This is a genomic window from Paeniglutamicibacter kerguelensis (assembly GCF_017876535.1).
Classification (GTDB): domain Bacteria; phylum Actinomycetota; class Actinomycetes; order Actinomycetales; family Micrococcaceae; genus Paeniglutamicibacter; species Paeniglutamicibacter kerguelensis.
The window spans coordinates 1-22,644 of sequence record NZ_JAGIOF010000004.1; the positions used below are offsets into that span (position 1 = coordinate 1).

Here is a 22,644-nt window from a genome sequence, read left to right on the forward strand (position 1 = left end):
GCAGTCTCCTATGAGTCCCCGCCTTGACGCGCTGGCAACATAGAACGAGGGTTGCGCTCGTTGCGGGACTTAACCCAACATCTCACGACACGAGCTGACGACAACCATGCACCACCTGTGAACCAGCCCCAAAGGGGAAACCGTGTTTCCACGGCGGTCTGGCACATGTCAAGCCTTGGTAAGGTTCTTCGCGTTGCATCGAATTAATCCGCATGCTCCGCCGCTTGTGCGGGCCCCCGTCAATTCCTTTGAGTTTTAGCCTTGCGGCCGTACTCCCCAGGCGGGGCACTTAATGCGTTAGCTACGGCGCGGAAAACGTGGAATGTCCCCCACACCTAGTGCCCAACGTTTACGGCATGGACTACCAGGGTATCTAATCCTGTTCGCTCCCCATGCTTTCGCTCCTCAGCGTCAGTTAATGCCCAGAGACCTGCCTTCGCCATCGGTGTTCCTCCTGATATCTGCGCATTTCACCGCTACACCAGGAATTCCAGTCTCCCCTACATCACTCTAGTCTGCCCGTACCCACCGCAGATCCGAGGTTGAGCCTCGGACTTTCACGGCAGACGCGACAAACCGCCTACGAGCTCTTTACGCCCAATAATTCCGGATAACGCTTGCGCCCTACGTATTACCGCGGCTGCTGGCACGTAGTTAGCCGGCGCTTCTTCTGCAGGTACCGTCACTTTCGCTTCTTCCCTACTGAAAGAGGTTTACAACCCGAAGGCCGTCATCCCTCACGCGGCGTCGCTGCATCAGGCTTTCGCCCATTGTGCAATATTCCCCACTGCTGCCTCCCGTAGGAGTCTGGGCCGTGTCTCAGTCCCAGTGTGGCCGGTCACCCTCTCAGGCCGGCTACCCGTCGTCGCCTTGGTGAGCCATTACCTCACCAACAAGCTGATAGGCCGCGAGTCCATCCCTGACCAAAAAATCTTTCCACCAAGGACCATGCGGTCCACGGTGCATATCCAGTATTAGACCCAGTTTCCCGGGCTTATCCCAGAGTCAGGGGCAGGTTACTCACGTGTTACTCACCCGTTCGCCACTAATCACCCCAGCAAGCTGGGGGTCATCGTTCGACTTGCATGTGTTAAGCACGCCGCCAGCGTTCATCCTGAGCCAGGATCAAACTCTCCGTAAAAAAATACAGACACAACCATCACGCCGACTGGAAAAAGTCGGCCGGGTTGCACCAAGTAAAAAAAATCCCGGCAAATTGCCCCAGGTCCCCGCACGGGGGTGCGGACCCTGAAACCATTCACCAATAAAATAAATAAATTGGTATCAACAAACTTGGCACACTATTGAGTTCTCAAACAACAGACGCTTCCAACCTCCACGACCCGGGCTTACCAACCGCCGGCGCTTCGCTCTGGAGCAACTTATCCAGCCTAACCCACCGCGTGTCGAAGAGCAAATCGCACCAACCGGTGCTACCCGCCCCGCCGAACCGCGCCGCAAGGCACCGGAAAAACCGGTGACTTGCTGGGGGTAAGAAGGATGGTCGACCGGGAGATCCCCAGCGGCTTTACCCGCTGTCCTCATCCCGGCAACTCAGAAAACAATACACGCCTTCGGCCGCTTGCGCAAATCGGGGCCCTCCCGCCCCCAAAACCCCGCCGCACCGGCCCCAAGCGCCCCGCCGGGGCCCCGAAAGCACCCCGCACCCCCAAAAACCACCCTGTGACCCCCGCAACACCCGCCACCCCAACACCCGGCCACCGGACAAAACCCGCACCCGAACACCGCACCGCACTGCAAAAGGGCACCCGCCCCGGGATGCCCGACCAGGATGCCCGACCAGGACAAAGCGCCGGACAGGGACACCGGCCGCGCCGGCGGACACCCCGCCATCCCCCACAACCCCCACCGCGGGCACCCCGGGCACCCGGGGGCGGTGCGGCCCGCACGGGACGCCGGCCGGGAAGGACCCCCCGGCCCCCGGGCGGCGGTCCCGTTAAAGGGAAAAGGCCCCCGCAACGTGCGGGGGCCGGGGGCGGGGCGGGGCGGGGCGGTTAAAAGGGAAAAGGCCCCCCGCAACGTGCGGGGGGCGGGGGGCCGGCCACCGGAGGCCCGGCAGGAACCCCGCACCCGACTGGGAAGCGCCCCCATCCCCCACAACCCCCACCACCGACACCGGCCCGGTGCAGCCAGGGCACCCCGGGCGGCGGACCCGTTAAAGCAAAAAGGCCCCGGCCTGGGGCCGGGGTTAAAAGGAAAAAGGCCCGCAGCGGGTGCGGGGCCAGGTGTTTTCCGGCCACGGGCACAAAGCGGGGGGCGGGTTAAATGCGGAAGGACCCCCGGGCGCGTGGCCCGGGGGTCCTTCCGTCAAATAATGGTCCGGCGGTGTCCTACTCTCCCACACCCTCCCGAGTGCAGTACCATCGGCGCTGTGGGTCTTAGCTTCCGGGTTCGGTATGGGACCGGGCGTTTCCCCCACGCTATGACCGCCGTAACTCCTGTACCGCCGCCGCGGAGCATGCTCCGGCGGCGTGGTGAACCTGGGGTTACAGTGGTATCACTAGTGGTGATACATGTTTGGTTGTTCCGCGAAAAAACAATGGGTTGTTGTTTCGGGACCGTATAGTGGACGCAGCGTTTCTCGCCACACATCAATGTGTGTGGTGTTTGTGGTTTAAGTTGTCGGCCTATTAGTACGGGTCAGCTTCACGAGTCTTTGGTCCTCGCTTCCACATCCCGCCTATCAACCCAGTGGTCTGCTGGGGGCCTCTCGCACGACAAGCGTGCATGGAAATCTCATCTTGAAGTGGGCTTCCCGCTTAGATGCTTTCAGCGGTTATCCCTTCCGAACGTAGCCAATCAGCGGTGCACTTGGCAGTACAACTGACACACCAGAGGTTCGTCCGTCCCGGTCCTCTCGTACTAAGGACAGCTCTTCTCAAATTTCCTGCGCGCGCAGCGGATAGGGACCGAACTGTCTCACGACGTTCTAAACCCAGCTCGCGTACCGCTTTAATGGGCGAACAGCCCAACCCTTGGGACCTACTCCAGCCCCAGGATGCGACGAGCCGACATCGAGGTGCCAAACCATGCCGTCGATATGGACTCTTGGGCAAGATCAGCCTGTTATCCCCGAGGTACCTTTTATCCGTTGAGCGACGGCCGTTCCACAACGTGCCGCCGGATCACTAGTCCCGACTTTCGTCCCTGCTCGAGCTGTCGCTCTCACAGTCAAGCTCCCTTGTGCACTTACACTCGACACCTGATTGCCAACCAGGCTGAGGGAACCTTTGGGCGCCTCCGTTACTTTTTAGGAGGCAACCGCCCCAGTTAAACTACCCATCAGGCACTGTCCCTGACCCAGATTATGGGCCGAAGTTAGGTGACCGGTACAGCCAGAGTGGTATTTCAACGATGACTCCACCCGAACTAGCGTCCGGGCTTCACAGTCTCCCACCTATCCTACACAAGCTGCACCGAACACCAATACCAAACTATAGTAAAGGTCTCGGGGTCTTTCCGTCCTGCTGCGCGTAACGAGCATCTTTACTCGTAGTGCAATTTCGCCGAGTTCATGGTTGAGACAGCGGGGAAGTCGTTACTCCATTCGTGCAGGTCGGAACTTACCCGACAAGGAATTTCGCTACCTTAGGATGGTTATAGTTACCACCGCCGTTTACTGGGGCTTAAATTCTCAGCTTCGCCCACAAGGGGCTAACCGGTCCTCTTAACCTTCCAGCACCGGGCAGGAGTCAGTCCGTATACATCGTCTTGCGACTTCGCACGGACCTGTGTTTTTAGTAAACAGTCGCTTCCCCCTGGTCTCTGCGGCCCACACCCGCTCACGCCAGCAAGTGGCGGTCACGGGGCAGGCCCCCCTTCTCCCGAAGTTACGGGGGCATTTTGCCGAGTTCCTTAACCATGATTCTCTCGATCGCCTTAGTATTCTCTACCTGATCACCTGTGTCGGTTTGGGGTACGGGCGGCTAAAACCTCGCGTCGATGCTTTTCTTGGCAGCATAGGATCACCGAATCACCCCCCGAGGGGGGCGCCTATCGGGTCTCAGGCTTATGTGAGTCGCGGATTTGCCTACGACTCGCCCTACATCCTTGGACCAGGTCAATTCCATTGCCTGGCTCGGCTACCTTCCTGCGTCACACCTGTTAATACGCTTAACTCCCCGGTTCGGGTCCCGCGCCGCACACCCGGTGCAAAGCCCGAAGGCTCCACGGTGGGTGGTTGGGGCGGTTAGCATCACCGGTTCGCTATGGGCGGTTTTTTGCCGGTACGGGAATATCAACCCGTTGTCCATCGACTACGCCTGTCGGCCTCGCCTTAGGTCCCGACTTACCCAGGGCAGATTAGCTTGACCCTGGAACCCTTGATCATTCGGCGGACGGGTTTCTCACCCGTCATTCGCTACTCATGCCTGCATTCTCACTCGTGTGGGCTCCACCGCTGGTTTACACCGCGACTTCACTGCCCACACGACGCTCCCCTACCCATCCAAACGGCTGGACCACGAAGGCCTACCAATATTTGAATGACGCAACTTCGGCGGTGTGCTTGAGCCCCGCTACATTGTCGGCGCGGAATCACTTGACCAGTGAGCTATTACGCACTCTTTCAAGGATGGCTGCTTCTAAGCCAACCTCCTGGTTGTCTTCGCAACTCCACATCCTTTTCCACTTAGCACACGCTTAGGGGCCTTAGTTGGCGTTCTGGGCTGTTTCCCTCTCGACTATGAAGCTTATCCCCCACAGTCTCACTGCTGCGCTCTCACTTACCGGCATTCGGAGTTTGGCTGACGTCAGTAACCTTGTAGGGCCCATTAGCCATCCAGTAGCTCTACCTCCGGTAAGAAACACGCAACGCTGCACCTAAATGCATTTCGGGGAGAACCAGCTATCACGAAGTTTGATTGGCCTTTCACCCCTACCCACAGCTCATCCCCTCCATTTTCAACTGAAGTGGGTTCGGTCCTCCACGCGCTCTTACACGCGCTTCAACCTGGCCATGGGTAGATCACTTCGCTTCGGGTCTAGATCACGCCACTAACTCGCCCTATTCAGACTCGCTTTCGCTACGGCTTCCCCACACGGGTTAACCTCGCGACGTAACACTAACTCGCAGGCTCATTCTTCAAAAGGCACGCTGTCACCCCAACAAGGAGGCTCCAACGGATTGTAAGCGCACGGTTTCAGGTACTATTTCACTCCCCTCCCGGGGTACTTTTCACCATTCCCTCACGGTACTTATCCGCTATCGGTCATTGGGTAGTATTTAGGCTTACCAGGTGGTCCTGGCGGATTCAAACGGGATTTCTCGGGCCCCGTCCTACTTGGGATGCTCTCACAAAGCGGCAGACACGCATTGGCACTACGGGACTCTCACCCTCTATGGTCCGGCATTCAAACCGGTTCGCCTATACGCCCGCACCTCACTTCACTGGTCCGGCAGAACCAGAACGTAAAAGTCCCACAACCCCGGCCATGCAACGCCCGCCGGCTATCACACATGGACCGGTTTAGCCCCTTCCGCGTTCGCTCGCCACTACTAACGGAATCACTTTTGTTTTCTCTTCCTGCGGGTACTGAGATGTTTCACTTCCCCGCGTTCCCTCCACGCAGCCTATGTGTTCAGCTGCGGGTCACACCACATGACATGGTGCGGGGTTTCCCCATTCGGAAATCCTGGTATCAACGTCCGGTTATCGACTCCTCCAGGCTTATCGCAGATTCCCACGTCCTTCTTCGGCTCCCAATGCCAAGGCATCCACCGTGCGCTCTTAAAAACTTGACCACAAACATGATCAAAAATTTACATGAGCTTAATTAATTACAATCGAAAGAACCAAGAAAGACACACACAAGGCATGTCCACCAGGTTCAATAATTCTTAAGAAATTGCTTATGCAAAACAAGACAAAAACACCGCCGACCCGAAGGCCACCGGCTCTTGATCTTGCTTCACAAGATGCTCGCGTCCACTATACAGTTCCCAAACAACAACCCCGTCACACCCACCACCGACACACACACCCTTCCGGGTGCGGACTGTGCGGCTTAGGCCATGCGCGGGAAACCAGAAAAAACCGAACCGGAACACCCCCGAAGGGAATGCGCCGGGCCTGTTGATCCAGGACCCAACAGTGTGCCAAAAGACCGTTCCACCCCCGGACACCACCCACGTTCCAACCACACACAAGGTGCGGCGTACTGGTCGATCGTGCCCGAAACCGGACGGCCGTTGCTTGTTGATATTCCACCCTTGAGCACTCGCCCACCAACACAAGTGGTGGATGCGAGCAGCACTGAACACCCACGGTTCCCCGCACTTTGGCGTGGTCGCTTGGTGTTAGTTGCTCCTTAGAAAGGAGGTGATCCAGCCGCACCTTCCGGTACGGCTACCTTGTTACGACTTAGTCCCAATCGCCGGTCCCACCTTCGACGGCTCCCTCCCACAAGGGGTTAGGCCACCGGCTTCGGGTGTTACCAACTTTCGTGACTTGACGGGCGGTGTGTACAAGGCCCGGGAACGTATTCACCGCAGCGTTGCTGATCTGCGATTACTAGCGACTCCGACTTCATGGGGTCGAGTTGCAGACCCCAATCCGAACTGAGACCGGCTTTTTGGGATTAGCTCCACCTCACAGTATCGCAACCCATTGTACCGGCCATTGTAGCATGCGTGAAGCCCAAGACATAAGGGGCATGATGATTTGACGTCGTCCCCACCTTCCTCCGAGTTGACCCCGGCAGTCTCCTATGAGTCCCCGCCTTGACGCGCTGGCAACATAGAACGAGGGTTGCGCTCGTTGCGGGACTTAACCCAACATCTCACGACACGAGCTGACGACAACCATGCACCACCTGTGAACCAGCCCCAAAGGGGAAACCGTGTTTCCACGGCGGTCTGGCACATGTCAAGCCTTGGTAAGGTTCTTCGCGTTGCATCGAATTAATCCGCATGCTCCGCCGCTTGTGCGGGCCCCCGTCAATTCCTTTGAGTTTTAGCCTTGCGGCCGTACTCCCCAGGCGGGGCACTTAATGCGTTAGCTACGGCGCGGAAAACGTGGAATGTCCCCCACACCTAGTGCCCAACGTTTACGGCATGGACTACCAGGGTATCTAATCCTGTTCGCTCCCCATGCTTTCGCTCCTCAGCGTCAGTTAATGCCCAGAGACCTGCCTTCGCCATCGGTGTTCCTCCTGATATCTGCGCATTTCACCGCTACACCAGGAATTCCAGTCTCCCCTACATCACTCTAGTCTGCCCGTACCCACCGCAGATCCGAGGTTGAGCCTCGGACTTTCACGGCAGACGCGACAAACCGCCTACGAGCTCTTTACGCCCAATAATTCCGGATAACGCTTGCGCCCTACGTATTACCGCGGCTGCTGGCACGTAGTTAGCCGGCGCTTCTTCTGCAGGTACCGTCACTTTCGCTTCTTCCCTACTGAAAGAGGTTTACAACCCGAAGGCCGTCATCCCTCACGCGGCGTCGCTGCATCAGGCTTTCGCCCATTGTGCAATATTCCCCACTGCTGCCTCCCGTAGGAGTCTGGGCCGTGTCTCAGTCCCAGTGTGGCCGGTCACCCTCTCAGGCCGGCTACCCGTCGTCGCCTTGGTGAGCCATTACCTCACCAACAAGCTGATAGGCCGCGAGTCCATCCCTGACCAAAAAATCTTTCCACCAAGGACCATGCGGTCCACGGTGCATATCCAGTATTAGACCCAGTTTCCCGGGCTTATCCCAGAGTCAGGGGCAGGTTACTCACGTGTTACTCACCCGTTCGCCACTAATCACCCCAGCAAGCTGGGGGTCATCGTTCGACTTGCATGTGTTAAGCACGCCGCCAGCGTTCATCCTGAGCCAGGATCAAACTCTCCGTAAAAAAATACAGACACAACCATCACGCCGACTGGAAAAAGTCGGCCGGGTTGCACCAAGTAAAAAAAATCCCGGCAAATTGCCCCAGGTCCCCGCACGGGGGTGCGGACCCTGAAACCATTCACCAATAAAATAAATAAATTGGTATCAACAAACTTGGCACACTATTGAGTTCTCAAACAACAGACGCTTCCAACCTCCACGACCCGGGCTTACCAACCGCCGGCGCTTCGCTCTGGAGCAACTTCACTACCTTAGTCCGGAAGCAACCCGGAGTCAATTCGACATCCGGTGTTCTTCCAAAATCCTTCTCGCCAACCCCCGCCCGTTTCCCTTTCGGGCTACGCTGCGGTGTCCGGCGCGAGAAACAACTCTACGCGCCCCGGCCCCGGAAGTCCAACCGGGCCCCTCCCCGCCGGTCGGAACCCGGAAACCCCGCAAAGACGGGGGCAACGGCCCCGGAACACCCGAAAAAGACGGAAATCGGGCACAATCCAGTTTCTGTGAACTGTCCCACAATTTCCTGCGCGTTCGCCTCCGCTAATCCTGGACGCTCATTCCTCGCCCTCAAACCCTTCGGCCTGCACCAGACAGATGGTGTCGGGATCTTCGGTGGAGTAGTGCCCGAGCGGATCGGCATACTCAACCCATGTACCGGTCGGCTCGAGGTATTCGAACCGGTACTTCGTGCCAAGACCGACCCCGGGAATGAAGATCTCCCAAATCCAGCTGTTTCCGAGTCGCCGCATGGCGTGGGTCGACCCATTCCAGATATTGAAGTCCCCGCAAACCCTGACTGCCGTCACGTCCTCGCAGTGAACCACGAATCCCGTGCCTTCAACCTCGCCCATGGGAGATGTGTAGTGCTGCAAGTGTGCACCGAGCAAATGCCGCTGCACTTCCTGGCCGCCTGTCCGCAACCGATACAGCTCCAGTTCCCCCAGCCGTGGCGCATGCCTATATGGATCGTCGAGGGTCACCGTCGACCCGTCCTTCTCGATCCGCTGGATCCGGTAATCGGGGACACGCCCGATCTCCTTGGATTCGAGCAGCGCGTCCCAGATGTCCCCCAGCTCCCGGCGCATGGGGAATGTCCCTGCGCCGCTGAGAACATTCACGCCGATGACACCGCGCTGCAGGGTCCGCACCCCGACGTGCCCGACCATGTTCAAGTGCGGCCCGAGCACCGCATGCGGTGCCCTGTATTCGCCTCGGTCAACGGCTTCAAGCACGGGAATCTGCACATGCAACGGCGCACCCAACGATTCATCGAGTCGGTGCGGTGCATAGTCGTCGGATTCGATCTGCGGCTGCCCCATGGCGACATCCCCGTTCCCTCACAGGCGCCACCGACCAAATCATTGGTGCGTCGGTTGTGCGCACTTGAACTGCTCAAGCATTCATCCGGCTCTCTACCCACGCTACCGAGAATCAACCGGCCTGGGAATAGCCGTTAAACGACGGTGGTTCCCGGATCCTTGTCGAATCCGGGAACCACCGTCGTTTATGAAATGCCGCCCTGCGCGGTTCGGCGCAGGGAAGCCAAAGGTACTTAGGCGCTGCGCTTGCGCGAAACCTCGTAGAGGGTGATGCCCACGGCCATAGAAGCGTTCAACGACTCCATGCCGGAGTTGATCGGGATCGACACGATCGAATCGCAGTTTTCGCGGACCAAGCGGGACAGACCCTTGCCCTCGGAACCAACGACGATGCACAGCGGCTCGGTGGCCAGGCCGAGGTCGGGAAGCGAAACGTCGCCGTCGCCGTCCAGGCCGATCACGAAGACGCCGGCTTCCTTCATGCCCTTGAGCGTGGAGTTCAGGTTCGGGGCGCGGGTCACGGGAACGCGAACCGCGGCGCCGGCGCTGGTCTTCCAGGCCGAGGCGGTCAGGCCTACGGAGCGGCGCTCGGGAACGATCACGCTGTGGGCGTTGAAGGCCGAGGCCGAACGGATGATGGCACCGAGGTTGCGCGGATCGGTGATGCCGTCGAGTGCAACGAACAACGGGGCGTTCTTGATGTGGCCCTTGTTGTACTTGGCGATCGTCGACTTGACGGTCTCCAGCGCATCCTTGTAGTCGTACGGCGGGATCTGCAGGACCAGGCCCTGGTGGATGGCCTCGTCGGTCATGCGGTCAAGCTCGGCCTTGCCGGTTTCCAGCACGGGGATGCCGCGCTCGGCGGCGATCTTCAGCGACTCGCGGACGCGCTCGTCCATCTCAATGCGGATGGCAAGGTACAGGGCCTTGGCCGGGATGCCTGCGCGCAGCGACTCGACGACCGAGTTGCGGCCGGTGACCAGTTCTTCGCTGCCCTTGCTGCGGCTGGTGCTGCGGCCACGCGGGGCGGAGCCGCCCTTGGTGGTGTTGCCGCGCTTGGCGGCGGAGCGCTCTGCGAGCTCCTTGTTCTTGAAAGCCTTGTGGTACGGGCGGTCCTCGGCCTTGGGCGTCGGGCCCTTGCCTTCGAGGGCCTTGCGGCCGTATCCGCCGGTTCCGACGGAGGGGCCCTTCTTGCTCTTGCGTACGGCGCCGGAGCGCTTCTGTGCAGCAGACATGATGGTGTATTCCTTGGGTCGGGGCGGATTGCACGGCGATTTCACTCGCCGCCTACCTATTTTAGCGACACGTTGCGCAAAAATAATGCGCTTTGTGGGGCAACTTACGCTTTCAGGCTCCAGCGGGCCCCGTCCGCGGAATCCTCCACGACGATTCCGGCGGCGGCCAGGGTGTCGCGGATGGCATCCGAGCGGGCCCAGTCCTTGGCCGCGCGGGCGGCAGCCCGGTCCGCGAGCTGCGCGGCAACCAAAACGTCGAGTGCAGCGCCCTGTGCAGCGTTCGCCGCACCGCCCTGTTCGATGGTGTCATCCAGGCCGAGCGCGTAGGTCATCGCCATGACCTGTTGCATTGCCTCGTCGGCGGTTTCCAGGTCGCCCGCGGCAAGCGCGGTGTTGCCGCGGCGCACCGTTTCATGCAGCGCGGCCAGGGCCTGGGGCACGTTGAGGTCGTCGTTCATCGCCGATTCGAAGGCCTCGGTGACCTCGAAGTGGTGCATGTCGATGGAGAAGTCATCGTTCGGTCCGACACCGTGGATGCGGGCCAGCGCGTTGGCAACGAACCCGTCGATGCGCTCCACCGCGGCTCCGGCCTCCGCCAGCGACTCCGGACGGTAGTCCAGCTGCGAACGGTAGTGCGCCTGGCCCAGGAAGTAGCGGACCACTCGGGGGGTGGCCAGTTCCAGCATTTCGGCGGGCGAAATGGTGTTGCCGATGGACTTGGACATCTTCTCGCCCTGGTAGGTGACCATGCCGTTGTGCATCCAGAAGTTGGCGAAGTCGTGGCCGGCGGCCATCGACTGGGCCATCTCGTTCTCGTGGTGCGGGAAGCGCAGGTCAAGGCCGCCGCCGTGGATGTCGAAGGCGGTGCCGAGGTACTTGGTGACCATGGCGGAGCATTCCAGGTGCCAGCCCGGGCGGCCGGCGCCCCAGGGGCTCGGCCAGGATGCGGTTTCCGGGTCGGTGTCCTTGTGGCCCTTCCAGAGAGCGAAGTCGCGCGGATCGCGCTTGCCGCGCGGATCGGCGTCCGGTGCGCCCTGCATGTCATCGACGTTCTGGTGCGTCAGCGAGCCGTAGGCCGGGAAGGAGCGGACGTCGAAGTACACGTCGCCGGAGCCGTCAAGCGCCGGGTAGGCGTGGCCGCGCTCGATCAGCGTATTGATCAGCTGGTGCATCTCGGTGATGTGGCCGGTGGCGCGCGGCTCGTAGGTTGGCCTGCGCACGCCCAAGGTGTCGTAGGCGGAGGCGAACTCCTGCTCGAAGCGGTAGGCCAGGGCAAACCAGGCTTCGTTGGCGAAGTAGTCCTCGTCCTCCTCGAAGTCCTCGCCGAAGGAGGCGGCGGACTTCTCCAGGATCTTGTCGTCAATATCCGTCACATTGCGCACCACGGTGACCTCGTAGCCGCGGTTTTCCAGCCAGCGGGTGAGGATGTCGAAGGCGATGGCGCTGCGCACGTGGCCCACGTGCGGCATGCCCTGCACCGTGGCACCGCAGTAGTACAGCCCGACCTTGCCCTCGATCAGGGGCACGAAGTCCCGGGTGATTGCCTGCTTGGTGTCATAAAAACGGATGCTCACAACCCAAGGTTATCCGAGGCCGCGTGGATTCACGGGCGGACCTGCTGCGGCGCTCAGCGTTTGACCGAATACACCAACGCGGTGGCGTAGGCGGTCAGCCCGTCCCCCGCGCCCTCGTAGCCCAGCCCGTCGGAGGTTGTGGCGGTGACGGTGACGGGTGCCCCGGCCGCTTCGCTGAGCACCGCGTCCGCTTCAAGGCGGCGGGCCGCGAACTTGGGTCGACGGCCCACGAACTGGACGGCCACGTTGCCGACCTCGAATCCGGCCTCGCGCACCAGCCGTGCGGCCTCGGCCAGCAAGGTGGTTCCCGAGGCGCCCTCGTATTCGGGGCGGTCGGTTCCGAAGTGGGTGCCCAGGTCCCCGATCCCGGCGGCGGAAAAGAGGGCGTCACAGGCGGCGTGAGCCACCGCATCCCCGTCGGAATGCCCGGAGAGTCCCTGGACGCCCGGGAAGTGCAGCCCGGCCAGCCACATGTCCCGTGGCTCGGAGGCGTCGGCGATTGCGTGGACGTCGATGCCGATGCCGGTGCGCGGAATGAGCATGGGGGCGGCCGCCTGCATCGATTGTTCGTCGGACTGGTTCATGGTGCGGCCTTCCGTTGTGCCCGCGCCCAGCAACGACTGCGCCAGGAGCAAGTCCATGGGTGTTGTGATTTTCAGGGCCTCCGGTGAACCGGGGACCGTGTCCACGCGTTCCCCGAGCCTTTCCATGAGCATCGCGTCATCGGTGATTTCCTCGGCCCGGGCCTTGTCCCAGCCGTCGGCCTGGGCATGTGCCGCGATCAGTGTCGCCGCGTGGAAGCCCTGCGGGGTTTGCACCGCTCGCAGGAATTCCCGGGCGGGGGTGCCCGTCACATGCGGCTGTTCGGCCCCCGGGGTCAGGGCGACGGTCTTGATGGTGTCCACCACCGGCAGCACCGGAATCACGGCCGTTGCCCCACCGGCAAGTGCTCCCGCGACTGAGTCGAAAACCTCCGGAGGGGTCAGGCACCGCGCGGAGTCGTGGATCAGCACCTGTTCGACACCGGGGCCGAGCGCGGACAGGCCTGCGCGCACCGAGTCGTTACGGGTGCCTCCCCCGGCAATTGTCCGGGGGTTCAACTCGTGACTGGCACAGAGCGCCGAGAGCTCGCTGTCCCCCGCCGGCAGGACGACGACGACTTCGTCGGGGCAAGTTGCCAGGGCAATCCGGTCAAGCGCATGTTCCAGCAACGTCCGGTTGTTCAGGGGAACCAGCGCCTTGGGCATGCCGTAACCGAGCCGGGTTCCGGAACCTGCGGCCACGACGATGACGGCCGTGCGTTTGGTCGGCTTGGCGCTTTTCGGGTTTTCTCCACTCACCACACCAGACTATCGGTGTTGTCTGGCTCGTCCGGGAGGGATGCGCCAGGTTGCCTAAGACGCCGATGGGGGTCCGAAGCATCATTCGATGTTTCGGCCCCCCATCGGGATCAAGCATTACAAATTTCGTGGATGCTACGAGGCAAGAACCTCGTCAAGCACGCTTTCGGCTTTGTCTTCGTCAAGTTTCTTGGCCAGCGCAAGTTCGCTGATCAGGATCTGGCGGGCCTTTGCCAACATGCGCTTCTCGCCGGCGGAAAGGCCACGGTCATGATCTCGGCGCCAAAGGTCACGCACGACCTCTGCAACCTTGATGACGTCACCTGAAGCAAGCTTCTCCAGGTTCGCCTTGTAACGGCGGGACCAGTTAGTGGGTTCCTCCGTAAACTCGGCTCGCAACACGTCAAAGACGTGATCCAAACCTTCTTGGCCAACTACATCGCGCACACCAACAAGGTCGACATTTTCTGCCGGAACCTCGATAGTCAGATCGCCTTGGGCAACCTTAAGCTTGAGATACATCTTCTCTTCGCCCTTGATGGTGCGCATCTTGATCTCTTCGATCATTGCTGCACCGTGGTGCGGGTAGACAACTGTCTCGCCAACCTCAAAAACCATGTGGATAAACCCCTTTCCCACTTACTAGTTTATCACGGGAATTGCGGAAAATGGTTCGACCGACTCCCCTACTCCCTTGTAATGGCGCGGATTTAGCTCTTCCCAAGCGGCGAAACTAGTGCTATGCAAATAGCCGGATTCGGGGTCGATTCCAGCCATGATCAGCACCTTGATGACGCTTATCGCGGGGGCCAAATCATGCATTCGGGCAAAAAGCGATTAGGCTAGGGGGGAGAGTGGCTCCCTCGGGTGCATCCTGTGTGCCCGCTAGCTCACCCGAACTCGAAACTGATTGAGGAGTTTGTGCCGTGATGACCGCACAGAAAAACCGTGGACGCCGCGCCGTTGCGGCAGCTGCCCTGGCCATGTTGGCCCTTGGCCTTACCAGCTGTAGCGCCATCAACCAACAAGCGACGACCTTGCAGTACGCTGCTTCCGATGGCATCGTTCTGAACATTGCTGATCTCGAAGTGCGCAATATGATGCTTGTCGCCAAGAGCGCAAATGATGAGGCCCGCCTGATTGGCTCCGTCCTCAACAACACCGCTACCGCGCAGACCCTGGACTTGAAGCTTTCGACCGGTTCGGTCAGCATCAAGGTTCCGGCGAAGTCGGTAGTCGAGCTCGAAAAGGACGCCAACAAGACGATCCTGCCCGCCACCGGCGTAATGCCGGGCTTGCAGGCCACGGCGACGCTCAGCGTCGGCGGTTCCTCGGACGAAGTCGGCATCCCGGTTGTCAACGGCGTCCTCGAGGAATACCGCCCCTACGTTCCGGGCGGCTTCAGCGAGAGCGAGCTGTCGCACCTGACCCCGTCGCCGAAGTCTGAAGAAAACCACTAGGCACCTCGTTGTCCGCCACGCGGTAATTCAACAGCCACCAAACCGGGGCGTGGTCCGATCTACACAAGATCGGACCACGCCCCGGTTTTTTTGTTGCCCGCGGCCGGTGGACGCAACCCACGCGTCGGCCCCGGGGAACCGTATCCCCGGGGCCGACGCACCATTTATGGAATTTATCCCGGTCTCTGCACCGGGTGTCTAGGCCTCGAACTTGTAGCCGAGTCCGCGCACCGTCACCAAGTGGACGGGGGCCGCCGGATCCGGTTCGATTTTTGAACGCAGGCGCTTGACGTGCACGTCGAGGGTCTTGGTGTCCCCCACGTAGTCCGAACCCCACACCCGGTCGATGAGCTGGCCGCGGGTGAGCACGCGGCCGGTGTTGCGAAGCAGCAACTCCAGCAGCTCGAATTCCTTCAGCGGCATGGAGACCGGGGTACTCCGCACCGAAACCACGTGCCGTTCGACATCCATGCGCACCGGGCCCGCGGCGACGATGTTGCTGACCAGTTCTTCGCTCTCGCCCTGCCTGCGCAGCACCGCACGGATGCGGGCGACAAGTTCACGCGAGGAATAGGGCTTCGTGACATAGTCATCGGCACCAAGTTCCAGCCCGACAACCTTGTCGATTTCCGAATCCTTGGCGGTGAGCATGATGACGGGCACTTGAGAGGTGGACCGGATCTGCCTGAATACCTCGGTTCCGGGTTGCCCCGGCAGCATCAGGTCCAGCAACACCAGGTCTGCCCCGTGGCGCTCGAATTCTGTGACGGCGCTGAGCCCGTCCTCAGCGACCTGGACCTCGAAGCCTTCCTTCTCCAGCAGGTAAGACAGCGGGTCGGAGAGCGATTCCTCGTCCTCGACTAACAAAATACGGGTCATCCCCGTCCTCCTTCCGGCCGCGCGTTGCGCGCATGGGCCGTGTTGTGTTTGGGGCTTTTCTCTGCGGGGGCTACCGCGTCTTGGTCTGGTGTTTCGTCCAAAATTGGCAAGCGAACTGTGAAGGTCGACCCTTGACCAGGCTGGGACCACACGGTGATTTCTCCACCGTGGTTGGCCACCACGTGCTTGACGATGCTCAATCCAAGCCCGGTTCCCCCTGTTTGCCTCGACCGGGCCGCATCGACGCGGTAGAACCGCTCAAAGATGCGTTCCTGTTCATCGGCGGAAATGCCGGGACCCTGGTCGGTGACCGAGATCTGGATCAGGCCGTCGCGATGGCGCAGTCCCACCCCGACGGTGGTGTCTGCCGGCGAATAGCGGATCGCGTTGTCTATCAGGTTGCGCAGGGCCGTCATCAGCAGGTCGCGATCACCGAAGACCGGCTGGTCGACGGTTCCTCCCACCAGGATCTTGATGCGCTTTTCCTCGGCCGGGAGCTTGTTGCGGTCAACCGCCTCGGCCAGCACCTCGTTGATGTCGACGATTTCACCCTGCAGCATCACGTTGGTGCCCTGCAGCCTGGAGAGTTCGATGATGTCCTGGACCAGTGCCGCGAGCCGTGCCGATTCCTTGTGCAACCTGGCAGTGAAGCGGCGGACCGCCACTTGGTCGTCGGCCGCCCCGTCGATGGCCTCGGCCAGCAGGGAAATGGCACCCACCGGCGTCTTGAGCTCGTGGGACACGTTGGCCACGAAGTCGTTGCGGACTGCCTCGGTGCGTGTGATTTCGGTGCGGTCGTCGGCCAGCAGGAGGATGTATTCATCCCCCAGCGGCGCGACGCGCACATGAACGATCAGGCTCGAGGAACCCATGGTTCCCCGGGGCAGTTCGAATTCCCGCTCGGCGATGACGCCGTCGGCGCGTACCTTGCGTGCCAGCAACCGCAATTCCTCATGGATCAGGGTGTGCCCGCGCACCAGCCCGTAGGCATAGGACGCTGGGTTTGCCCGCACCACCCCGTCGACCTCGTCGAGGATGACAAAGGCGCGCCCGATGACCGAGAGCACGGCAGCGGAACCCTCGGGCAGGGTTGGTTCCCCCACGGTGGGTAGGCCACGCCGGCTCCGGACCGAGCCACGGTACGCCATGATGCCCACAACACCCAGGGCCAAACCGACCAGGCCCGCAATCACGGAAAGCAAGACATCGTTCACGCCCTCTAGCCTATCTGGCGCACAGGCACCGGATCGGGCAGAATCCCGCATTTGCCAAAGTCATTCACTAAACGTTCACCTTGAACCCCCGATCGGTTCACCTGGTGCTGTAAGAATGGACATGAACAGTTCCGTCGTCCGTGCCGGACGCGGTGCCACCATCACGAAAGGACGCCCGCGTGCGTAAGGTTTTCCAGGCCGATTTGCAGCAAATCGGTGAAGAGCTCATTCAGATGTCGCAGCTAGTGGCCTCGGCCATGGAACGGGCCTTCGAGTCCTTCCGCAATGCGGACATCGAATTGGCCCAGGAAGTCATCGCCGAGGACGCGAAGATCGATTTTCTGCAGACCCAACTCGACGAACGTGCCATCGACGTCCTGGCCCTTCAGGGCCCGGTCGCATCCGACCTGCGCATGATCGTGGGCTCCCTGCGCATGAGCGCTTCCCTTGAACGCATGGGCGACCTGGCCCGACACGTGGCCCAGCTGGCCCGACTGCGTTTCCCGCAGCAGGTCGTGCCTGCGTCCGTGGCACCCATCTTCGCCGAAATGGCTGAGCTCGACATCGCCATTGCGCAGAAGCTGGGAATGCTGTTGGACACCCGCGATCTGGCCATTGCCCGCGAAATCATTGAGCTCAACGCCAAGATCAACAAGCTGCACGCATCGATCTTCAAGGTCGTGGCCTCCGCCGATTGGGACCAGTCCGCCCCGACGACCGCCGATGTCACGCTGACCAGCCGCTACCTGGAACGCTTCGGCGACCACGGCGTATCGGTTGCCCGCAAGGTTTCCTACCTCGTCACCGGCGAATGGGAGCCGGTGAGCGAAGCATTCTAGTCATCCGGTTGGCCGCTTAAGACAGCAACCCGCTGGTCTTGCTTGCGCTCGGGCTTTGCCCCGGCCATTGCAAGGCCAGCGGTATTTGTTTGCCGGCGGGCGCGAAGGCCCGTTCTTAGCCCTCGCACTCGAGGCAGTAGCCAACGCCGTTGGTTTCGCGAGCAAGCTGCGAGCGGTGGCGAATCAGGAAGCACGAGCCGCAGAGGAATTCGTCTTCCTTTTGCGGAACGACGGTGACCGTCAGTTCCTCGTTGGACAGGTCGGCACCCGGCAGTTCAACACCGTCGGAGGTGTCGGCTTCGTCCAGATCCAGCGTTACGCTGCGGGCATCCGGAGCGTTGGCGGACTTAACCGCGTCGAGCGAGGCCTTGCGGGCCTCGGCTACGTCCGGACGAACTTCATCATAGTCAGTTGCCACGAATTGCGATCCTTACATGATTCAGGGGTACGTCGAGACAGCACAGTACCGCATCAACCAGTGCGTGCACCCGCTTGCGCTCAAAATTATCTCTTCGCATTAACAAATTATGTCCGATTGCAGTCAACCTGCCGCTGCCGCTCCGGCGTTCGGGGTATCTCGCGACGGCATCCCGGCTACGGGGTTTGCGGGTATTCGCCGACTATCCGGGCGATGTCGACGTTCAGCTCGAACTCGTTCAGCTCGAACTCGTTCAGCTCGAAGAGCTTCAGCGCTTTTCCGTCGTCCGCCACGTCCGCGACACCCGATACGAACCCTGCCTGCTCCAGCTTTGCCAGATGCAAATACAGCAATTGCCGGCTCATCCACACACGCCTGGCCAATTCCGATACGTGCAGCGGACCTGCAGAGAGTTCAGCCAGGATCCTCAACCGCGGTTCGCTGCCAAGCGCGGCAAGGCGCACCGCCAGCGGAACCGCGGGTTGCTTCTCTGGCATGGTCAGGATGGCAGGTCGTGCAGTGTTTTTTCGAGGCGCTCCAGGCGCTGGTCGATGGCCTCGAGCCGCGCCAGATGCTCGCGGTCCCGGTGCAGGGCCTCGCCGGCGATTTGAGGTCGGCTTCGGAGTCCCTTGATGAGCAGGACGGCGCCGGCAATCAGCCCGACAACGGCAAGGAAAACCAAAAACATCACGAGGTACCAAGTCGAAAGCATTACTCGGCCACCTCCTGAAGGGTGCGCTCGATGTTGCCCAGACGGTGTTCGATGGATTCGGTGCGCCGGGCGATCTCATCCTGCAGTTGCGCCTTGTCGTTGCCGGTGGCCGTTCGCACCTTGGAGCCGCGTGCCAGCCTGACGATGAGCATCAGCAGGGCCGCCACGAGCGCAACGACGAACAGTGAAGCCAAGAATTGTCGCGGCGATTTCCCATCCGTTGGGAAGAATGGGGTTTTCCCCGGCCCCCGAGGCAAGCAACTTCAGGGGGCGCATCGGGTTCTCCTTGGGTGGGGGCGGTTCTCCGGCATGAACCCACCCTTGCACCTGTAATAAAAATATTCCATGTGCCGCGCCAGCTCCTTGTAATTACCGAATGCTTAAATACCGAAGGGCCCGCCGCCCTCCCTTACGGGAAAGGGAGCAAGCCCTTGGCACCCCGCAGCGGCGGGGGCGAACCAGAGCCTTAGTGGCGGCCCTGGTTTGCAACGGCCTTGATGGCGTCCGCGGCAGCGGCAGCGTCAAGGTACTTGCCGCCCGGGGTGACCGGGGTGAAGTCATCGTTCAGTTCGTACACCAGCGGGATGCCGGTCGGGATGTTCAACCCGGCGATGTCCTCGTCGCTGATGCCGTCCAGGTGCTTGACCAATGCGCGCAGCGAGTTGCCGTGCGCGGTGACCAGAACGGTCTTGCCCGAAGCCAGGTCAGGCTTGATCTCGTCTTCCCAGTACGGAAGCATGCGATCGAGGACGTCCTTGAGGCATTCAGTGCGCGGGGCGTCGTCACCCAGGTCCGCGTAGCGCGGATCGTTGATCTGGCTGAACTCCGAGTCGTCTGCCAGTGGCGGCGGCGGGGTGTCGTAGCTGCGGCGCCACTCCATGAACTGCTCCTCGCCGTATTCGGCCAAGGTCTGCGCCTTGTCCTTGCCCTGCAGGGCGCCGTAGTGGCGTTCGTTCAGGCGCCAGCTGCGCTTGACCGGGATCCAGTTCAGGTCCGCGGACTCAAGTGCCAGGTTGGCGGTGATGATGGCGCGCTTCAGCAGCGAGGTGTGCAGCACCGACGGGGCCAGGCCGGCCTCGGTGAGCAGCTCGCCGCCGCGGGTGGCTTCGGCACGGCCCTGCTCGGTGAGCGTGACGTCGTACCAACCGGTGAACAGGTTCTTTTCGTTCCACTCGCTTTGCCCGTGGCGAAGCAGGATCAGGGTGTAAGTCATGGCCCCATTCTATCGAGGGTGAAGTGCCTTACTTTGTTTCGTGACTCCTAGGCGTCGCGGTGTCGGACACTTTAGGATTAAATCAATGGTTCAGAAAGCGACTCGGCTCGGCGGACGGTCGCGAACCGGTCGCCCCTTGGGCCATGCCACCCGTGGCACCACAAACCCCAACCGCATGCGCCGCGTTGACCGCTGGATGACGGGCCCCCAGGGCTGGCGCCTGCGCCCGGGTGTCACCGGCGCCCCGCCCATTGCCGTCGACCTCGGATACGGCGCATCGCCCGCCACCGCGGTCGAGTTCTTTGAACGGGTGCGCGCAGTTTCCCCGCGGGCCAGGGTGTTCGGCATCGAAATCGAACCCGAACGCGTGGCCCGCGGCACCGCCCTTGACCTCGATGGCCTTGAATTCCGCCTGGGCGGCTTTGAAATCCCCGTTTCTTCCCCCGTCACCGTCATCCGTGCCTTCAACGTCCTGCGCCAATACGACGAGGCCGACGTTGCCGGCATCTGGGACACCATGACTTCCAGGCTCACCGAGAATGGGGTGCTCATCGAGGGCACCTGCGACGAAATCGGCCGGCGCAGTTCCTGGGTCGCCGTCACCCGGGACGGACCGCAATCCCTGAGCATTTCCCTGCGTTTCGGGGCCTTCACGCTTCCCTCCGATGTCGCGGAACGGCTGCCGAAGGCGCTGATCCACCGCAACATCGAGGGCGAGCGGATCCATGATTTCCTGCGGGCTGCGGATGCGGCCTGGCTGGCCGCGGCTCCGCTGGCATCGTTCGGCAACAAGCAGCGTTTCGTGGCAATGTGCCGCTCGCTGCGCGCAACCGGCTGGCCCATCTGCGATTCGGCCGCACGCTGGCGCCTGGGCGAAATGACCGTCCGCTGGGAAGCCGTGGCCCCGCGCACCGGCGAACTCGCCCACGTCGCCTGAGTCCGGCCGGCAGCCAATTCAGCCACCCGGAAACGCAAAAAACCGCGGCAGCAACACCCGGAAAACCAGGATGCCGCCGCCGCGATCGAAACTTTGCGCCTTGTGGGCAACCTGCCCGTCTAGTACGGGTAGTAACCGCCCTTGCCCGACACGGCGGGCTTCACATCCGCCATGTACACGCAGGCAATACAGGCGCCAATGAGCTGGAAGACGCCGCCACCGCCGTTTGCTGAAAGCGCCGTCAGGCCGCAGACCAACACCGCGGCGCCGGTCATCGCCATCCAGAACGGCTTGGTCCGCTTGCCCTCGCGCACGAAGTTCGCGGCGGGGCGGCGCACGGCATCGACCAGGGCCATGATCGCAATGACGGCCGCGACGATGCTGAGCGCTTTCATCAGGTAGAACTCAAACGCTAAGGCAAAAGACATGGTTTCAGCTTAGCCGCATCCGCCACGTGAGTGCCGCAATTTTGCCCGCCGAGTCCTCATGCCGGATTCAGGAACGCCCAAGTGCCTCATCCAGGTCCCGGTAGAGGTCCTCGACGTTTTCGATTCCGACGCTCAGCCGCACCAGGTTTTCCGGCACCGACTCCGGCTCGCCGGCATGGCGGCGGCGGCGCTCGGCCAGGGACTCGACCCCGCCCAGGCTCGTGGCCGGGGTCCACAGGCGCAGCTTCGCCAGCATCGCATCGGCCGCGGCGGCACCGGCTTCCACCTCGATGCACAGGATGGAACCGAATCCGTCCATCTGCGCCGCGGCGCGGGCGTGCCCCGGGTCCCCGGGCAGGCCCGGGTAGCGGACCCGGGAGATCGCCGGGTGCCCGCTGAGCCGGGCGGCAAGGTCCTGGGCGTTGGCCTCCGCCTTTTCCAGGCGCAAGGACATGGTCCGGATACCGCGCAACGTCAGCCAGGCCTCGAACGGACCGGGGATGGCGCCGTGCAAGGTGCGCATGGCGTGCAACCTGGCGTGCAGTTCCGGGTTGCGGGTCACCACGGCGCCGAGCACCACATCCGAATGCCCTCCCATGTACTTGGTGGCCGAATGCACCACCACGTCCGCGCCGAGCTTCAGGGGGCGCTGCAGAAGCGGTGTGGAGAACGTGTTGTCCACGATGGTGAGCACGCCCATGGCACGCGCCGCCTTCAGCAGCTCCGGAAGGTCGGCGACCTCCAGCATGGGGTTGGTCGGCGATTCAAGCCAGGCCATGTCTGCCCCGTCGAACGCGGCGAGGGTTGCCTCTGTGTCCTCGAGTTCCACGCGGCGCACGGTCAGCCCCAGGGTCTTCTCGAGTTCGGCCACCAGGCCCAGCGACCCGTTGTAGGCGTGGCGCGGAATCACGATCGTGCCTCCGGCCGGAAGCAGCGAGAGGCCCGCGGCGACCGCGGCCATGCCCGAGGCGTAGGCCAGGGCCGGCAGGTAGCTGTCTTCGAGCTGCGCGATCGTCGCTTCCAGCGGGTCCCACGTCGGGTTGGTGAACCGTCCGTAGACCTTCTCCCCCGCACCGGATTCCCCCAGTGAGTAGAACGTCGAGGAAAGCACGATGGGCGGGTTCACCGGCTGGTCGGTTTCGTGCGGCGGGCGCCCGGCTGCCACCACAATGGTGTCCGGTGCCCAGGAATTCTTGTTGCTGGCAGTCATGTTTTTCAGG

Annotated in this window: 17 protein-coding genes and 4 rRNA genes; 3 read left to right on the plus strand and 18 right to left on the minus strand. The window is 61.7% G+C overall.

From position 1 onward, the window contains the following. The 9 genes from JOF47_RS19470 to JOF47_RS19510 all read right to left on the minus strand — a co-directional run. Positions 1-1,141: ribosomal RNA gene (locus JOF47_RS19470) — 16S ribosomal RNA — on the minus strand; the annotation flags it as partial. A 1,197-nt stretch (positions 1,142-2,338) separates the two neighbouring features. Then, positions 2,339-2,455, minus strand: a 5S ribosomal RNA gene (rrf, locus tag JOF47_RS19475). Between the two features lie 176 nt (positions 2,456-2,631). Then, a 23S ribosomal RNA gene (locus JOF47_RS19480) occupies positions 2,632-5,764 on the minus strand. Between the two features lie 570 nt (positions 5,765-6,334). Then, positions 6,335-7,860: ribosomal RNA gene (locus JOF47_RS19485) — 16S ribosomal RNA — on the minus strand. 550 nt (positions 7,861-8,410) lie between these two features. Continuing rightward, the gene (locus JOF47_RS19490) at positions 8,411-9,175 is read right to left on the minus strand and encodes a GlgB N-terminal domain-containing protein (protein ID WP_210002051.1); all 765 of its coding nucleotides are present in this window, start codon (positions 9,173-9,175) and stop codon (positions 8,411-8,413) included. A 233-nt stretch (positions 9,176-9,408) separates the two neighbouring features. After that, the gene (gene rlmB, locus JOF47_RS19495; RefSeq protein ID WP_210002053.1) at positions 9,409-10,410 is read right to left on the minus strand and encodes a 23S rRNA (guanosine(2251)-2'-O)-methyltransferase RlmB; all 1,002 of its coding nucleotides are present in this window, start codon (positions 10,408-10,410) and stop codon (positions 9,409-9,411) included. Between the two features lie 104 nt (positions 10,411-10,514). Further along, positions 10,515-11,984 (minus strand): cysteine--tRNA ligase, encoded by a 1,470-nt coding sequence (gene cysS, locus JOF47_RS19500; protein ID WP_210002055.1) that lies wholly within the window; start codon positions 11,982-11,984, stop codon positions 10,515-10,517. A gap of 53 nt (positions 11,985-12,037) precedes the next feature. Then, positions 12,038-13,324: a 2-C-methyl-D-erythritol 4-phosphate cytidylyltransferase gene (ispD, locus tag JOF47_RS19505; protein WP_342592871.1), complete on the minus strand. Its 1,287-nt coding sequence runs from the start codon at positions 13,322-13,324 to the stop codon at positions 12,038-12,040. Positions 13,325-13,459: 135 nt separating this feature from the next. Further along, a complete protein-coding gene (locus JOF47_RS19510) occupies positions 13,460-13,942 on the minus strand; it encodes a CarD family transcriptional regulator (protein WP_210002057.1) in 483 nt (160 codons plus the stop codon). 311 nt (positions 13,943-14,253) lie between these two features. On the opposite strand from JOF47_RS19510, the gene JOF47_RS19515 reads away from it, so the two are divergent. Next, positions 14,254-14,784: a hypothetical protein gene (locus JOF47_RS19515; protein ID WP_210002059.1), complete on the plus strand. Its 531-nt coding sequence runs from the start codon at positions 14,254-14,256 to the stop codon at positions 14,782-14,784. 198 nt (positions 14,785-14,982) lie between these two features. Here JOF47_RS19515 and JOF47_RS19520 read toward each other — a convergent pair whose 3' ends face one another. Both JOF47_RS19520 and JOF47_RS19525 read right to left on the minus strand, forming a co-directional pair. After that, entirely contained in the window at positions 14,983-15,663 is a 681-nt protein-coding gene (locus JOF47_RS19520) for a response regulator transcription factor (protein ID WP_210002061.1), read from the minus strand. Beyond that, the gene (locus tag JOF47_RS19525) at positions 15,660-16,877 is read right to left on the minus strand and encodes a sensor histidine kinase (protein WP_210002063.1); all 1,218 of its coding nucleotides are present in this window, start codon (positions 16,875-16,877) and stop codon (positions 15,660-15,662) included. The genes JOF47_RS19520 and JOF47_RS19525 overlap by 4 nt, the downstream gene beginning before the upstream one ends. A 179-nt stretch (positions 16,878-17,056) precedes the next feature. On the opposite strand from JOF47_RS19525, the gene phoU reads away from it, so the two are divergent. Next, complete coding sequence (gene phoU / locus JOF47_RS19530; protein WP_210002065.1) at positions 17,057-17,716, plus strand: phosphate signaling complex protein PhoU; 660 nt, start codon at positions 17,057-17,059, stop codon at positions 17,714-17,716. A 115-nt stretch (positions 17,717-17,831) separates the two neighbouring features. Here phoU and JOF47_RS19535 read toward each other — a convergent pair whose 3' ends face one another. The 5 genes from JOF47_RS19535 to JOF47_RS19555 all read right to left on the minus strand — a co-directional run bounded on the left by JOF47_RS19535 (position 17,832) and on the right by JOF47_RS19555 (position 20,059). Next, positions 17,832-18,134: a DUF4193 domain-containing protein gene (locus tag JOF47_RS19535; protein ID WP_210002067.1), complete on the minus strand. Its 303-nt coding sequence runs from the start codon at positions 18,132-18,134 to the stop codon at positions 17,832-17,834. A gap of 176 nt (positions 18,135-18,310) precedes the next feature. Further along, complete coding sequence (locus JOF47_RS19540) at positions 18,311-18,631, minus strand: ArsR/SmtB family transcription factor (RefSeq protein ID WP_210002069.1); 321 nt, start codon at positions 18,629-18,631, stop codon at positions 18,311-18,313. A gap of 2 nt (positions 18,632-18,633) precedes the next feature. Further along, positions 18,634-18,846 (minus strand): hypothetical protein, encoded by a 213-nt coding sequence (locus JOF47_RS19545; protein WP_210002071.1) that lies wholly within the window; start codon positions 18,844-18,846, stop codon positions 18,634-18,636. Continuing rightward, positions 18,846-19,040, minus strand: coding sequence for a hypothetical protein (locus JOF47_RS19550; RefSeq protein ID WP_210002073.1), 195 nt, complete (start codon positions 19,038-19,040; stop codon positions 18,846-18,848). The genes JOF47_RS19545 and JOF47_RS19550 overlap by 1 nt, the downstream gene beginning before the upstream one ends. Positions 19,041-19,312: 272 nt before the next feature. Continuing rightward, positions 19,313-20,059, minus strand: a complete 747-nt coding sequence (locus tag JOF47_RS19555; RefSeq protein ID WP_210002075.1) for a phosphoglyceromutase — start codon at positions 20,057-20,059, stop codon at positions 19,313-19,315. Positions 20,060-20,144: 85 nt separating this feature from the next. Between JOF47_RS19555 and JOF47_RS19560 the strand changes: the two genes are divergently transcribed. Beyond that, positions 20,145-20,996 carry a class I SAM-dependent methyltransferase gene (locus JOF47_RS19560; protein WP_210002077.1) on the plus strand — a complete coding sequence of 284 codons (852 nt, stop codon included), beginning with the start codon at positions 20,145-20,147 and terminating at the stop codon, positions 20,994-20,996. A gap of 119 nt (positions 20,997-21,115) precedes the next feature. Here the strand turns inward: JOF47_RS19560 and JOF47_RS19565 are convergent, their stop codons facing one another. Both JOF47_RS19565 and JOF47_RS19570 read right to left on the minus strand, forming a co-directional pair. After that, positions 21,116-21,424 carry a DUF2516 family protein gene (locus JOF47_RS19565; protein ID WP_210002079.1) on the minus strand — a complete coding sequence of 103 codons (309 nt, stop codon included), beginning with the start codon at positions 21,422-21,424 and terminating at the stop codon, positions 21,116-21,118. A 67-nt stretch (positions 21,425-21,491) separates the two neighbouring features. Next, a complete protein-coding gene (locus JOF47_RS19570) occupies positions 21,492-22,634 on the minus strand; it encodes a trans-sulfuration enzyme family protein (RefSeq protein ID WP_210002081.1) in 1,143 nt (380 codons plus the stop codon). Between the last annotated feature and the right edge of the window lie 10 nt (positions 22,635-22,644).

Bases quoted from the DNA above. Each gene is read 5' to 3' on its own strand.
- JOF47_RS19510 (WP_210002057.1), bottom strand. From the start codon at position 13,942: ATGGTTTTTGAGGTTGGCGAGACAGTTGTCTACCCGCACCACGGTGCA.
- JOF47_RS19515 (WP_210002059.1), top strand. From the start codon at position 14,254: ATGACCGCACAGAAAAACCGTGGACGCCGCGCCGTTGCGGCAGCTGCC.
- JOF47_RS19555 (WP_210002075.1), bottom strand. From the start codon at position 20,059: ATGACTTACACCCTGATCCTGCTTCGCCACGGGCAAAGCGAGTGGAAC.
- JOF47_RS19570 (WP_210002081.1), bottom strand. From the start codon at position 22,634: ATGACTGCCAGCAACAAGAATTCCTGGGCACCGGACACCATTGTGGTG.
- rlmB (WP_210002053.1), bottom strand. From the start codon at position 10,410: ATGTCTGCTGCACAGAAGCGCTCCGGCGCCGTACGCAAGAGCAAGAAG.
- JOF47_RS19490 (WP_210002051.1), bottom strand. From the start codon at position 9,175: ATGGGGCAGCCGCAGATCGAATCCGACGACTATGCACCGCACCGACTC.
- JOF47_RS19560 (WP_210002077.1), top strand. From the start codon at position 20,145: ATGGTTCAGAAAGCGACTCGGCTCGGCGGACGGTCGCGAACCGGTCGC.
- JOF47_RS19545 (WP_210002071.1), bottom strand. From the start codon at position 18,846: ATGCTTTCGACTTGGTACCTCGTGATGTTTTTGGTTTTCCTTGCCGTT.
- JOF47_RS19565 (WP_210002079.1), bottom strand. From the start codon at position 21,424: ATGTCTTTTGCCTTAGCGTTTGAGTTCTACCTGATGAAAGCGCTCAGC.
- JOF47_RS19520 (WP_210002061.1), bottom strand. From the start codon at position 15,663: ATGACCCGTATTTTGTTAGTCGAGGACGAGGAATCGCTCTCCGACCCG.
- JOF47_RS19540 (WP_210002069.1), bottom strand. From the start codon at position 18,631: ATGCCAGAGAAGCAACCCGCGGTTCCGCTGGCGGTGCGCCTTGCCGCG.